We start from the raw sequence: 15,223 nt of genomic DNA on the forward strand, positions 1-15,223 counted from the left end.
AAGCAGCAGATTAATTTATAATTTTATCCGGGAAATCAATAAAATTAAGGTAATCATGAATTTTTTAAAGTCATTTTTCAGGCAAGAGTTTGAATCCAAAGGTTTGGACATGGCCAATGAGCCATTCATTCAGGCTTTGGAAATTGCCTTGTACACCCAAAAATCGCTATTTCTTACCGGCAGGGCAGGAACAGGGAAAACCACCTTTTTGCATACTTTAAGGAAATTAAATGCCACAAAAAATATGGCCGTTGTCGCTCCAACAGGAGTGGCGGCGATAAATGCGAGGGGGAAGACCATCCATAGTTTTTTCCAAATTAATCCCCGACAGTTATTTTTGCCAGGTGATCCAAGGTTGCAACCCAAAGCTAAAGGAACCAGGGAATCTATTTTTGATACCTTCAAGTATTCTGCCAGCAGAAGGAGAGTGATCAGAAGCCTGGATATTTTGGTGATTGATGAAATTTCCATGGTTAGGGTAGAAATATTGGATATCCTTGATCAGATTCTTCGGGTATTTCGTAAAAAAATGCACCTGCCTTTTGGAGGGGTTCAGCTAATATTGATTGGTGACCCTTTTCAGTTACCACCGGTGGTGCGGGATGGGGACTGGTCCATCCTTTCCAATCACTATGAAACCCGGTTTTTCTTTAGTTCTTATGCTTTCAGACAACTCAGTCCTTACCATATTGCCCTCCAAAAAATTTACAGGCAAAAAGATGGAACCTTCAAAGATCTTTTGAACAGGATCAGGGAAAGTCGCCATACCTATGAGGACATTCGTTTTCTAAATGATAGGGCAAAAGACTATCATTTTGACCTTTTAGACCGCGGTTATATTTTGTTGGGAACCCACAATAATTCCATATTACAAATCAACCAACAGAAACTGCAATTATTACAGACTCCTTCCAAAGATTATAAGGCCAGCATTGAAGATGATTTCCCTCCCGCTATGGCCCCTTTTGATCCCATTGACCTTACCTTGAAGGTGGGTGCTCAGGTGATTTTTATGCGCAACAATACCGAAAAGAATTATTACAATGGCATGATAGGAAAAGTAGTGGAGTTGGAAACCAACAAAATCACGGTTGAAGCAAACAATGGCGCTTTTTATGAGGTAGAGAGAGAGGTTTGGGAGAATGTTGATTTCCGCTATAATGAAAAGGAAGAGAAAGTGGACTCCGAGGTAATCGGAAAGTTCACTCAATTTCCCTTAAAACTAGCCTGGGCCATTACGGTACACAAGAGCCAGGGCCTGACATTTGACAAATGTATTGTAGACATAGGAAGGTCTTTTGAAGCAGGGCAGGTATATGTCGCACTCAGCCGTTGTACCGATTTGGAGGGCTTGGTTTTGAAATCTCCAATAGGGATGCAAAGTGTAAAGGTGAGCCAGGATAGTGTGAATTTCAGCCTGCAGCGGCATGAAGAAGCAGAGATTGAGGAGGAGTTAAAATTGCAAAGGGCTTTGGCATCCCTTCCTTATGCCATGGATGCGTATATTAAGGGAGATTTTGAAAAGGCAAAAGCCATTTTTGAAGCCGTACAAAAAATTCATGACATCACCGCTTATGCCAAATGGAAACAGTTTCTAGTGGTAAAGCCCTGGCTGGAGGAAAGACAGAAAAGACGCTAGTATCCATTCAAGCCTGAACCAACGGCCAATCCCGAGCGATTTTTTACTGTCTTTATCGATCAAGCTTGCCTTAACTAAGCTACCTCAATACCTGGCTCAAAATCCGGTACTCCCTGTTCAAGCCCTGGCATGATTGTAGGTGAATGCACATTGATTTTCAGTTGATTGGCTTATAATTTTTTTCATTTCTATTTGGAATACAATTTTTAAATATATAAATTTGTATTTAACAGCATCAAAAACGCTTTTCAATTATTTTTATTTTTAAAACAGGAGGGGCTTTGAGAGTAATTAAACAGCAAAAGGAATTTCCAATATGCGGGATTCTTATCACTTTGGGCATTTGGTTTAGTGCCATAGGAACGGGTTTTGCCCAATTGGCCTGTGAGGATTCTGTACCTGATAATTTCATGAAATACTGGGTTAGGCCTGCAGATAACTGGGATGGCTATGTTTTTCAAATATCTCCGGATTTCAATCCTCATGAAAATTGGGATTGGAATAAGAATTTTACGGGTAATTCTGGTGCTGATCCTACTTTCAAAGGATATTTACTCAGAGATAATAATCATTTTCTTTCCACTTCCGGGCTTAATTTTGATACCAGGTTTTCGGATTATAGTGTAGACGGGTTCAGCAGGGATAGCGATTTTTTTCCTACGGGAACTAGTCAGACAGTGGCCGGAGGCTGCGATACCCAACTATCCAATTTTGGAGTGATTTTAAGGAGTAAAAAGACGATTGATGAGCCTGGTATATATAAGGTACAGATAGGAAGTGATGACGGATCTTTTTTCAGAATGTTTGAAAATGGAAAAGCTTCTGATTTAACTGAGGACGTTAACGGAGACCCTGTCGAGCATAACAATTGGTTCAAAAATGGAAGTGATGGCCTTTATAACTACGTATACAACCAAAATATCAGAAATTATTACGTTCCCTTTGAAGGTGGAGAATCAATTTGGATGGATTTACACTATTATGAGAAGGCAGGAAATAACCGGTTGAGTTTTAGTTTTGAATTGTATTTTGGTCCGGGTGAGGTTGCCAATCCTGGAAATTCCGAAGGTATACGCTCTTATTGTGGCATTGCTCCCGATCCGGAACCATTCGAATCACTGGGACCCGCGGTTTTTGCTGAAGGCACAGATCCAGAATACCAATGGCAGTTTACCTCACTTCCCAATCCTGATGAAGGAGATTGGAACGATATTTCAGGTGCTACCGGCCTGACCTATGACGTACCTCGGTATGATGAAAATGACCCGGACAATAATTGGACAGGAACGCGGTACTATAGAAGAAAAGCGCAGAATACCGCAGTAGACATAGAAGGAAATACACTGGTCAATTCCTTTGCCTCAAATATTCTGGAAGTTAACATAAGTGTGATAGATGATTTGGACCAAAATGAATATGGCATCGACGAATGGATTGGCCACATTTATTCCGGAAAGAAAAATTTCGATCCGCAGGATTACCTAGGAAGAATGGTTGAAGAGGAAATCTTCAATCAGAATTTTGACTACAATGGTTTGTCCCCGGTAACCTTTAGTCCCGATTACGGTTGTCCTTTTCTTTCAGACAGGTTTTCGATCAGGTATAAAATGCGGTTGGGCGTGGAGCCAGGGACATTGAGTTTTAGTGTAAAAGTCGATGATGGATTTCGCTTAAGTGTAGATGGGGGAGTTACCTGGCTGGTTTCCGGACAATGGGAATCAGGTGGCAGTACTGCCAAAACCTATACAGCACAGTACGACGTTCCGGCAGGTGTTGAGACCTTGGATATAGTAATGGAGTATTATGAAGCGACAGGCGGTAATGCCATAAATTTTAATTATGACCTGGAAAGTTTGGTCCTGCCATTACAGTGGGGAGATTTTTCAGGACAAGCATGTGGGGAAAGGAATTGCCTGAATTGGACCACGGTTCAGGAGAAAAACACCAGTCATTTTGTGATAGAAAAATCCTTGAATGGGCACGAATGGGAAGCCTTGCCAACTACCGTTCCTGCTGCTGGTCAAAGCAATTCATTACTGGCCTATCAGGCCGAGGACGGTTCCGTGGCAGACAAACAAGTATTTTACAGACTCAGACAGGTGGATTTGGATGGAACATTTGTTTATTCTGATGTGATCAGAATAGAAAATCATTTTCTGAAAAAGAAGCCGCTACCTTTTCCAAATCCCACCATGGATTTCATACATTTTGATTCTGAGGCAAAAATTCTCAGAGTGAGGCTCAGCAGTCAGGATCAGCGGATCAATACAATAGCAAAAATAGAGCAAATTGGCGAAGGCAGGTACCGGATTGATATGAGAGATTATCCAAGTGCCCACTATTTGCTAATTCTTGAAACGGATAAAGAAAGAATAGCCCATAAAATAATGAAGCGCTGACCGGCAGAATCATGGAGGCGTAATCGGGGCCTTATTTTTCAATAACAATTTATCATTTCTAGGGTTGGGTTGGTATCTTTGCAAGTTATGGGGACAAAGCATACCGAGAATACAACCGAACTGGAAAAACTGGATCCAAAATCCTTTATTATCATTAAGAATGCCCGGGTAAACAATCTTAAAAACCTGAGCATTGCCATTCCCAGAAATAAGCTCGTGGTGGTTACCGGTTTATCTGGATCGGGAAAATCTTCCCTGGCCTTTGATACCTTATTTGCCGAAGGGCAGCGGATGTACGTAGAAAGCCTGAGTTCTTACGCCAGACAATTTTTAGGGCGCATGGAAAAGCCAGAGGTGGAATACATCAAAGGGGTTTCCCCAGCCATAGCCATTCAACAAAGTGTAAACACCAAAAATCCGAGATCCACTGTAGGCACTACTACCGAAGTGTATGATTACCTGAAACTCCTGTTCAGCAGGATTGGCAGAACCTATTCGCCTGTTAGCGGAGAGGAGGTTAAACACCATACTGTTACAGATGTGGTCGATTTTATCCACAGTTTTGGGGAGGGCGAAAAAGTCATGATCAGTTGTCCCCTGCATTTTAATGAAGGAAGAGATAAGGAGAAGGAATTGGAAATACTACTTCAAAAGGGCTATACCAGAATATTGATAGATGGACAAGCTTATTTTGTAGAAGATATTCTGGAAAGAAAGGATTTTCCCCAGGGAAGTTATGAGATCCTGATAGACAGGGTTTCAGTTATAATTGAAGACGAAGACAATCAATTCAGGATTGCAGATAGTGTTCAGACCGCATTCTTTGAGGGACACGGGGCCTGTACCATCGTGGTTCCCGAAAAAGCAAAAAGAACCTTTAGTGATAAGTTTGAATTGGATGGAATCAGGTTTGAATTGCCGTCTGTTAATTTTTTTAGCTTTAATAATCCATATGGTGCCTGCAGGACATGTGAAGGGTTTGGTTCTGTTTTGGGCATTGATCCCGATCTGGTAATTCCTGATAAAACCCTTTCTGTTTTTGAAGGTGCCATTGCACCCTGGAGAGGGGAAACTACCAAAAAGTGGCTGGAACCATTGTTGAAGAACGGCATTCGGTTTGATTTTCCCATTCACAGACCATTTGAAGATTTGAATGAGGAGGAAAAAGAGGTATTATGGACGGGTAATTCTTATTTTAAAGGTATCGATGACTTTTTTGCTTTTATAGAAAGCAAACTTCACAAAATTCAATACCGGGTAATGCTGTCCAGGTTCAGGGGCAGAACTACCTGTCCGGATTGCAAGGGAACTAGGATCAGGAGAGATGCTTCCTATGTAAAGATTGATGGCAAGTCCATTACCGACATGGTCTTGCTTCCTTTGGAAAAAGCTTTAACCTTTTTCCAAAACATCAACCTTACTCCCGCTGAGGAGAAAGTAGCACAAAGGTTATTAAAAGAAATCATTAACAGGCTGGAATACCTTGATCAGGTAGGTTTGGGATATCTTACCTTAAACAGACTTACAGCCTCCCTGTCCGGGGGAGAGTTTCAACGGATCAAGTTGGCCACCTCATTGGGAAGTGCTTTGGTGGGTTCCATGTATATTTTGGATGAGCCAAGCATAGGTCTCCACCCCAGAGATACCATGCGCCTGATAGAAGTGCTGAAAACCCTTCGGGATCTGGGAAATACGGTCATCGTAGTAGAACATGAGGAAAAAATAATCAGATCGGCCGATCAGGTGATTGATATAGGTCCGGATGCAGGCATTCATGGTGGGGAGCTTGTTTTTCAGGGTAGCCTTGAGGAATTGTTACGCGATGGCAAAACCTATACGGCCAAATATATTAATGGTCAGGAGTCTATAAGCCTGAAAAAGGAAAACCGGAAATGGGACAAATATATTTTGGTCAAAGGGGCAAAAGAAAATAATCTGAAAAACATTACCGTGAAAATTCCTCTCGGTGTGCTAACAGTTGTCACCGGTGTCAGTGGCTCGGGAAAATCCACCCTGGTCAAGAAAGTGCTCTACCCGGCCTTAGGTAAAATATTGGGGAGCGTATCGGATGAGTCAGGAAAACTGGAAAAGCTGGACGGAGATTACCGGCTGATAAATCGTGTGGAGTTTGTGGATCAAAACCCAATTGGCAAATCATCACGATCCAATCCGGTGACCTATGTAAAGGCCTATGATGGCATTCGGGCCTTATTTGCTGACCTACCCCTTTCGCGGCAAAGGGCTTATAAGCCAGCTTTTTTCAGCTTTAATGTAGATGGTGGCAGGTGTGAAGCCTGCCAGGGAGAAGGCACCCAAAAAATTGAAATGCAATTTATGGCCGATATTTACCTTACCTGTGAATCGTGTAAAGGGAAAAGATTTAAGAATGAAATCCTCGATGTCAGGTACAATGAAAAAAATATTGCTGATGTGTTGGCCATGACCATTGATGAAGCGATGGAGTTTTTTGTGGGCATCAATGGAGTTATCCAAAAGCTCAAGCCCCTTCAGGAGGTCGGTCTTGGATATATAGGCCTTGGACAATCCTCCAATACCCTCAGTGGAGGCGAAGCGCAACGTGTAAAATTAGCCTCATTTTTAGGTAAAAATGATACCCGGGCGAAGGATAATATTTTGTTTATTTTCGATGAGCCGACTACAGGACTTCATTTTCACGATATTAGAAAACTTTTGCATTCCATCAATGCCTTGATCGATCAGGGGCATACCGTACTTATAATCGAACACAACACGGAGGTGATCAGTGCAGCCGATTGGGTCATTGATCTTGGACCCGAAGGAGGAGAAAAAGGAGGAAAGGTAACCTTTGAGGGCATCCCTGAAGAATTAATTCACCAAAAAGGAAATTTTACAGGGGAATTCCTCAGGGAGTTGAAGAAAAACGGCTCTGCTTAGGGATTATATAGACCCTGAAATAGGGCTGGGCACCTGATCTAAAGTTCTTTTCTTATTATTGGATTTTTATCGGTGAAATGGCTTCAAGAATAAGCTATAATTTTAAAGATTCCGAGCACTTTACACATAAGGTTGCCGGTAAAACTCACAAATGGATCAGGTCCTGGTCCCCAAAAAACTGTGCTTTATAAAGATATTGCTTTGCGTTTATTAATATATAACTGATAGAAAATCACTTACTGGAACTGAACCGTAAATATTGGGTTATCGCCATCTTTATGATTGTGCTTTCAATTATTAAAAATTAACAGTAAATTCCCAACCTGATGTAAAGTCAGGGAAAAGTTTATAATAATCAATACAAGCAATTCTTTAATTTAGTTCATGTTTAAAACCTTAAAAGCAACGGGTGTCTTAGGGGCATCATGTTTGGCATTGCTATTATTCAGTGCTTATCAGTCAGAGCGAACTTTTGACCCTTATCAACAAAAAATTCCTGGCACTGGATTGTCATTTGATATGGTCCCAATACCTGAGGGTACTTTTAAAATGGGGAGTAATGGCGGAGAATCGGATGAGCAACCTGTATATGAAGTTGAGATAGCCCCTTTTTGGATGGCTTCACATGAAGTTACCTGGGATTTATTCGAATTGTTTTTGGATAAGGGATTTGAAGCATCGATCAGTGAAGGGCCCTTAAATCCGGAAGTGGATGGGTTGAGCAGACCTTCCATACCCTATCTGGACATGACTTTTGGGATGGGTAAGGAGAACAAACCAGCCATAGCCATGACCCAATATGGCGCAATTCAATTTTGCAGGTGGCTTTACCTCAAAACGGGTGAATTTTACCGGTTACCAACTGAGGCCGAATGGGAGTATGCTGCAAAGGCGGGATCAGAAACGAAGTATTTTTTCGGAGATGATCCTGGAGAACTTGAAAAGTATGCCTGGTATGCGGCCAATAGCGATGGCACCACGCATAAAGTAGGTCAGAAAGAACCGAACCCCTGGGGCTTGTATGATATTCTGGGAAATGTGAATGAGTGGACACAGGATCATTATCATGCAGATGCTTACCAAAAAAGGGGAAACAAATCAGTGAATCCCTCCTTTGAATCAGAGGAGCTATACCCCAAAGTTATACGTGGGGGCAGTTACAAAAGTGAGGCGGACATGTTGCGTAGCAGCAAGCGTTTTGCCAGCACGCCTGAATGGAAGCGGATTGATCCACAAATCCCCAAAAGCCAGTGGTGGTTTCCGGAAGCACCGTTTTTGGGAATGCGGGTGGTACGGCCGCTCAACCCTCCCAGCCCCGAAGAGATAGAAAAATATTACGGCACTACGCCGATGGAAGATTATTAATTACCTAACTCAAAATAATATGAAAATTATCAAGAATAACCAGAGAAGGGATTTCCTTAAAACTTCTGCCCTCATTACAGGTGGAGCAATGCTTAGTCCTTTTTCCCTTCCGGGAGCTTATGCTGCCGGTGAGGATGCCATTAAAATTGCCGTCATTGGATGTGGCGGCAGAGGAACAGGCGCTGTTTTTCAAGCCTTTGAAACGGGACACAATATCAAACTGGTGGCCATGGCAGATGCTTTTAAGGACCGACTGGACCAAAGTTACGAGCGCATCTTTAAAAAGTATGGCAAGGACAAGGTGGTCGTGCCCGAGGAGATGAAACTGGTTGGTTTTGATGGATACAAGAAAGCCATCGAGGCGGCAGATGTGGTCCTTATTGCCACTCCTCCCGGATTCCGCCCGGATCATTTTGAAGAGGCGGTAAGACAGGAAAAGCAAATATTCATGGAAAAGCCGGTTGCCACAGATGCAGTGGGCATACGCAGGGTATTGGCAGCTGCGGAAATAGCCAGGGAAAAGAAATTGAATGTGGTGGTCGGTTTGCAAAGGCATTACCAGGACAATTACATACAGACCATTGACCGTATCCATGATGGGGCTATAGGCGATATCATTGGAGGCCAGGTTTTCTGGAATGATGGCGGGGTCTGGGTAAGAGAGCGGCAACCCGGACAAACCGAGATGGAGTATCAGATGAGAAACTGGTATTATTTCAACTGGCTTTGTGGTGACCACATTACCGAACAGCATGTGCATAACATTGATGTGGCCAACTGGGTGAAGAATGGTTACCCTGTCAAAGCGGAAGGAACTGGCGGAAGAACGGTGCGCAGAGGCAAAGACCACGGAGAGATATTTGACCACCATGTGGTGCTATTTACCTACGAAGACGGCACCGTCATCCATAGCGAATGCCGTCATTTTCCCGGCGCCACCAACAGGGTCGACGAAGGGTTCCAGGGTACAAAGGGAAGAGCTTACATGAATGCCGGACATACCGGAAGATTGAGCGATTACAAAGGAAATAGCTTGTACGAGCATGATGGTGAAAACAACGCCAATCCCTATCAGGTAGAGCATGATAAATTATTTGCGGCCATTGTAAAAGGAGAATACAAATTTGCAGATGCCGAAAATGCGGCTAAAAGTACCATGACCTCCCTGCTGGGTAGAAATGCGACCTACTCCGGTAAGGTGATCACCTGGGATGAAGCCATCAATTCAGATATCAGCCTGATGCCGGAACGCCTTGCCTGGGATGCCATGCCAAAGGTGGTGCCCAATGAAGAAGGATATTATGCTTTTGCCGTACCAGGAAAAACCAAAGTAGTATAAGTTTTATGGAAAGAAGAAAATTTATCAGGAATGTTTCCCTGGGTACAGCAGCAGCTGGTTTTGCAGGAGTAAGTGGTATTCAGGCCGGACAGCCTTTACAGGTAAAGGCAGATGAAACCTTTAATCTCGACTATGCCCCTCACTTTGGGATGTTCAAACATCATGCTGGTGAGGATCTTTTGGATCAGATTACTTTCATGCATGAAAGGGGCTTCCGTAGCCTGGAAGACAATGGCATGATGAGAAGGACGCCGGAAATGCAGGAAAAAATTGCCAACCACATGTCCAGGCTGGGCATGACCATGGGTGTTTTTGTATTGGACAAAGGTGGAAACGGGGCCAACACCCTGGCAGCCGGCAATCAAGAGCATGTGGACATTTTCCTGGATGGCTGCAGAAGGGCCGTAGAGGTAGCCAAAAGGGTGAATGCCAAATGGACCACTGTCGTTCCGGGAGATTACCAGAGAGACTTACCATTGGACATACAGACTGCCAATGTCATAGAGGCACTGAGAAAAGGGGCTGAAATTCTTGAACCACATGGACTGACCATGGTATTGGAGCCCCTGAGTGATACCCCAAACCTGTTTTTGAGGTATTCTCCCCAAACTTACATGATCTGTAAAGGGGTCAATAGCCCGAGCTGCAAAATCCTTTATGACATATACCACCAGCAAAAAAATGAAGGGCATTTGATTACCTTAATGGACATGTGCTGGGAGGAAATCGCCTACATACAGATTGGCGATAACCCGGGAAGAAAGGAGCCGGGTACTGGAGAAATCAATTACCAGAATGTATTCAAATACATTTATGAGAAGGGGTTCAAAGGTGTTTGTGGTATGGAGCACGGAAATGCCAACCCTGGTATTGAAGGAGAAATGGCCGTGATTGAAGCCTATAGAAAAGCAGATAGTTTTCTTTGATAGGTTCAATTTTTAAAATACAAAAAGGGAAAGGCACCGATAGCCTTTCCCTCTTTTATTATTAGTGCAGGGGAAGCTTTAATCTAAAAAGCCTTTTCTTTTTAAGATGGTTTCCACAAATTTTATTTCGTTCGGGCTGTTGAAGATTTTAAAAGGCAAGTGAATAAACTGGGCCTTGGATAATACTAGAATATACGCATCTTTTTTTACCTGAGCATCCTTGACCATTTCCCATTTTATGGGCATTCCTTGTTTTGAATTGATTTTCATCATTACCTGCCGGCTGTCAATTTCGTAGGAAAGCTTTTCAAACATGACCTTATTTTGCTCCATCTGGGTCACTCCTGCAAACTGTATTACCCAGAAAAGCCAATAAAGGGCATATGCCAGCAATGCCATGCTGATCCACCACCAGGAGGCAATCCAAAAATAACCGCACGCAATTGCAACGGCAATAAGGGCTACCCACCATTGTTCTTTTAAAATATTTTTTAATCCCTGTTTGATATAGGTTCCGGTTTCGAGCTTATATTTTTTTGTTTTGACAATCATTATTCAGTTTTCATTTTGATGGGCAAATATCTTATCTAATCCTTTAGATAGCAAGTTTATTTTGTTTCCCTTGGGAATTTTATTTTTTTCTAACAAAGCTCCCAATCTTAAGGTTAACTTGTTGATTTATTAAAAATTATATTGTAATTTGATTCAAATCTTTCGGAATGATGAGTAGCCTGGTAATCGATTTAATATTGTGTGGAGTAGCCTACGTGGTCTTGATTTACTTTGTGGCTACCCTGACAAAAGCTAAAATTAAAAGAAATAGGAACAACAACGATGATGACGGTGATGGAGGAGTAGAAGACCTCACACCTCCTAAAATAGATTTGCCACCGGGTATCGTCTGGCCCGGGGAAGATCAGGACAAATCTAAAAAACCGGTAACCCTTTGATATTTTAACTGCAATTTTTACACGTCCCCTGTATCAATAAGCTCATTTCCTTGGGTAAATACCCTTTTGGAAGTTCAATTTTAGGTAAGGATATTTCTTCCAGGCAATTGGTGTTTCCACATATCTCACACTTAAAGTGAACATGCTCATGATCATGGTGCGGTTCTTCGGCACTATGATGGCATAGGGCATATTTTGCAGCACCAGTGTCATCGAGCACTTTGTGAATCAGGTCGTTCTCTAAAAAAGTCTTCAAGGTTCTGTATATGGTGACCCTGTCAAAGTTTTCTTTCAGGGCATCTTCCAGATCGGAATGGGATAAGGCCACCTGTCTTCCCAAAAATGTTTTTAAGACGTCTCTTCTACAACTGGTAACCCTTAAATTACTTTCCTTTAAAATATCAGCTGTATTAACTGCCATCACATCAGGTTTATTGCGATTAAATCAGGTCCATTTGCGGGCCAATTTCTTTGTTTAACTCTTTTTTTCAAAGAATAATTCCCGTTTCTTTTGATCAACAGCCCTGCTTGGACCTTTATCTCATTTTTTTCCATCCTCTAAATACAAGGAAACCGCCAATAATGGCTATTAACGTGGCTGTGGATGCTGCGATTACCTGACCATAAATCCAGAATCCTGCGGCAAATAGGGCAGCATATACCATGATCGAAGCAATCAACATAAGTCCGATTTCCATAGGCAGCTGACCTACTTCTTCTTTCTCATCCGGGTATTTGGCCAATAGTTTTTTCCAACCCCAGGAGGCAGGTCTAACTTTACGGTAGAAACTGAGGAGGACCTTATCGTCTTCTGGTTTTGTCAACAGGGTGACAGCTACCCAGGTAAGGGTGGTCAATGATACCCCAAATACCAGTTTAAGGTAAGCCATTTCATCAGGAATGGGCCAAAAGCCGAGTTTATTGTGAATGGATTCAAAATAAATGGCGACAATAAAGGAAACAATCATTGCCGAAATTTCCGTGTAAGCATTGATTCTCCACCAAAACCACCGAAGAATAAATATAAGTCCTGTTCCTGCTCCGATCTGTAGTAATATATTAAATGCTTCCAACGCATTGGAAAGTACAGTAGCCAATAATGCGGCCAATACCATTAAACCAACAGTGGAGATCCTTCCTACCGCTACCAATTCTTTATCGGAAGCCTGAGGCTTGATAAATCGGGAGTAAAAATCATTTACAACATAAGAAGAGCCCCAGTTAAGGTGAGTAGAAAGGGTAGACATCACTGCGGCAATCAAAGAAGCGAGTACAACGCCTGCCAGGCCAGAAGGCAAAAAGGTCAGCATGGCTGAATAGGCAAGGTCATCTCCTAATTTTCCTTCTTCAATGTTTGGAAAAGCTTCCTGCATGTCACTCAACTGCGGGAATAAAACCAGGGATGATAAGGCAATGATAATCCAGGGCCAGGGTCTTATGGCATAATGGGTGATGTTAAACAAAAGGGTTGCACCAATAGCATTCTTTTCATTTTTTGCAGATAACATTCTTTGGGCAATGTATCCCCCTCCCCCAGGCTCTGCGCCGGGGTACCAGGTGGCCCACCACTGTACAGCCAGCGGCATGATAAACAGGGGAATCAATAAATTCCAGTCACTGAAATCCGGAATAATATTTAATTTTCCAACCACATTGGGATGGGTAAGTAGATTGTTCAGACCACCGATTTCAGGTAGGCCTACCACATATATGGCGGCACCAAAAGCACCTGCCATGGCAAAGAAAAATTGAAAAAAATCAGTTAATAGTACACCTTTTAATCCTCCCAAAGAACTGTAAAAAACCGTAACTACCGAAACGATCAGCAGGGTTTCCCAGGAGCTTAATCCCAACATCACCCCGAAAATTTTTATGGCCGCAAGTGAAACAGTAGCCATGATTACTACATTGAAAAATACGCCCAGGTAGACTGCCCTGAATGCCCTGAGAAAGGCGGCTCCCTTTCCTCCATACCTCAGTTCATAAAATTCCAAATCGGTGGTAACTTCGGAGCGTCTCCATAATTTGGCATAAACAAACACCGTTAACATTCCCGTTAACAAAAAGGCCCACCATACCCAGTTTCCGGAAACACCGTTCTTTCGGACAATATCGGTGACTAAATTTGGCGTATCTGCGGAAAATGTGGTCGCTACCATGCTGACACCCAAAAGCCACCAGGGCATGTTTCTACCCGAAAGGAAAAATTCTTTTGCGTTTTTTCCCGCAGTTCTGGAGGCAATGACACCAATCAACAAGGAAACGACAAAAAATAGAACGATGATGACCCAATCGATAATCGAAATATGCATGGTTAAACTAGGTTAATATGTAATTTATATGTTGCCGGGTGTTTTCTTGAAAATATTCCTTTTAAGTTTTAGGAAAATTTTCCCAAATAAATAAAACATTTTTAATTATTTTAAATAATTCAGATAAAATTTGACCTGCAATATTTCCAGGTCCATTTCCGGAGATGCTTTTGTTCCCTGTTGGTAAATATAAAGCCTTTCAATTATATATATTTAAAAGTATTGTAATTTTACCATTCTCATCCCTTATTAAATTTGAATATAAAGATTAACCAACCATTTACATGATATGAAGGAAGGTATTTTGAATGCATTGAAAGGGACATATGGTCTGGCCTCGCAAACGATTAACGTAGAGAGGTTTGGTTCCGGGCATATCCACAAGACCTACCGTGTTTTTGCGGGCTCGGAATCCTATATATTACAGGCGTTTAATGATCTGGTATTTAAGTATCCCGAGCGGATTTCCGGTAACCAGCAGTATTTAATGGATTACTTTGATCCAAAGGATTTGCCCTTTTCCCTTCCTTTGCCCATAGTCAATGATAAAGGGCATTTTTTTACCGATCTGGGAGGGGAATTATACCGCCTATTTCCTTTTGTCAATGGTATTACAAAAGATGCCATAGAGCAGGCCGATCAGGCAGAAAGAGCCGCAGAGGCTTTCGCTTATTTTATTCTGGTGTTTTTGCAGGCGGATGCGAAAAAATTAGCCGACACCATTGTTCATTTTCATGACTTGAATAAACGTTTTGAGCAGTTTGATGCCGCGCTGAAGTCTCCAAAGATTCAGCCCGATGGCATTACCCTGAAAATGATTGCTTTTTACGATGAAATGAGAGCCTTGCAGGAAAAATACCAGGCTTACCGCCGGGAGCTTCCCCTGAGGGTGACCCATAATGATACGAAGATCAATAACCTGATTTTTGGTGAAGATATGCAAAAAGTAAATGCATTGATTGACCTGGACACCATCATGGCGGGTTACGTTTTTTATGACTTTGGGGATTTGGTACGGACGGTGGCTTGTACGCAGGATGAATCTTCTCTGGAATGGGATAGCATTCAGGTGGATATGAATAAGTATGAAGGGCTGTTAAAGGGGTTTTATGGAGTATTGGGAGGAAAGTTGTTGCCAGAGGAATTGGAATCCCTGCCATATGGAGGAGAAATGATGACATTGATCATGGGGCTTCGGTTTTTAACGGACCACCTCAATGGGAATGTGTATTATCAAGTGGATTATCCGGAGCAAAACCTTCACCGGGCCCAAAACCAGGCTGCCTTGCTCAGGGCATTGATAGGTAAAAGGGGGGAGATTGAGGCTCTGGAGGGTAAACTAAAACATAGATTATCTTTGTAAAAATGGGACAAAAG

11 protein-coding genes are annotated in these 15,223 nt (G+C 42.4%); 8 read left to right on the top strand and 3 right to left on the bottom strand.

Annotated features, from left to right (window positions below; translation table 11 throughout):
- Positions 1–55 precede the first annotated feature (55 nt).
- From G9Q97_RS08300 to G9Q97_RS08325, 6 genes are all read left to right on the top strand, one after another.
- Complete coding sequence (locus G9Q97_RS08300) at positions 56–1,639, top strand: ATP-dependent DNA helicase (protein ID WP_166145497.1); 1,584 nt, start codon at positions 56–58, stop codon at positions 1,637–1,639.
- A gap of 281 nt (positions 1,640–1,920) precedes the next feature.
- Positions 1,921–4,038 (top strand): PA14 domain-containing protein, encoded by a 2,118-nt coding sequence (locus G9Q97_RS08305; RefSeq protein WP_166145500.1) that lies wholly within the window; start codon positions 1,921–1,923, stop codon positions 4,036–4,038.
- Positions 4,039–4,125: 87 nt separating this feature from the next.
- A complete protein-coding gene (uvrA, locus tag G9Q97_RS08310) occupies positions 4,126–6,954 on the top strand; it encodes an excinuclease ABC subunit UvrA (protein ID WP_166145503.1) in 2,829 nt (942 codons plus the stop codon).
- A 384-nt stretch (positions 6,955–7,338) separates the two neighbouring features.
- Entirely contained in the window at positions 7,339–8,319 is a 981-nt protein-coding gene (locus tag G9Q97_RS08315) for a formylglycine-generating enzyme family protein (protein WP_166145506.1), read from the top strand.
- Positions 8,320–8,338: 19 nt separating this feature from the next.
- Positions 8,339–9,658, top strand: a complete 1,320-nt coding sequence (locus G9Q97_RS08320) for a Gfo/Idh/MocA family protein (protein ID WP_166145509.1) — start codon at positions 8,339–8,341, stop codon at positions 9,656–9,658.
- 5 nt (positions 9,659–9,663) lie between these two features.
- On the top strand, positions 9,664–10,584 hold the full coding sequence (locus G9Q97_RS08325) for a hydroxypyruvate isomerase family protein (RefSeq protein ID WP_166145512.1): 921 nt from the start codon (positions 9,664–9,666) through the stop codon (positions 10,582–10,584).
- A gap of 78 nt (positions 10,585–10,662) precedes the next feature.
- Here the strand turns inward: G9Q97_RS08325 and G9Q97_RS08330 are convergent, their stop codons facing one another.
- Positions 10,663–11,136 carry a YcxB family protein gene (locus G9Q97_RS08330; protein WP_166145515.1) on the bottom strand — a complete coding sequence of 158 codons (474 nt, stop codon included), beginning with the start codon at positions 11,134–11,136 and terminating at the stop codon, positions 10,663–10,665.
- 170 nt (positions 11,137–11,306) lie between these two features.
- Here G9Q97_RS08330 and G9Q97_RS08335 point away from each other — a divergent pair, with 170 nt between their 5' ends.
- Positions 11,307–11,534, top strand: a complete 228-nt coding sequence (locus G9Q97_RS08335; RefSeq protein ID WP_166146469.1) for a hypothetical protein — start codon at positions 11,307–11,309, stop codon at positions 11,532–11,534.
- A 4-nt stretch (positions 11,535–11,538) separates the two neighbouring features.
- On the opposite strand, the gene G9Q97_RS08340 is transcribed toward G9Q97_RS08335, so the two are convergent.
- A complete protein-coding gene (locus G9Q97_RS08340; RefSeq protein WP_166145518.1) occupies positions 11,539–11,955 on the bottom strand; it encodes a Fur family transcriptional regulator in 417 nt (138 codons plus the stop codon).
- 115 nt (positions 11,956–12,070) lie between these two features.
- On the bottom strand, positions 12,071–13,846 hold the full coding sequence (locus G9Q97_RS08345) for a sodium:solute symporter family protein (protein WP_166145521.1): 1,776 nt from the start codon (positions 13,844–13,846) through the stop codon (positions 12,071–12,073).
- Between the two features lie 289 nt (positions 13,847–14,135).
- Here G9Q97_RS08345 and G9Q97_RS08350 point away from each other — a divergent pair, with 289 nt between their 5' ends.
- Positions 14,136–15,209 (top strand): phosphotransferase enzyme family protein, encoded by a 1,074-nt coding sequence (locus G9Q97_RS08350; RefSeq protein ID WP_166145524.1) that lies wholly within the window; start codon positions 14,136–14,138, stop codon positions 15,207–15,209.
- Positions 15,210–15,223: the final 14 nt, after the last annotated feature.

Source organism: Cyclobacterium plantarum, assembly GCF_011290685.1.
Lineage (GTDB): Bacteria > Bacteroidota > Bacteroidia > Cytophagales > Cyclobacteriaceae > Cyclobacterium > Cyclobacterium plantarum.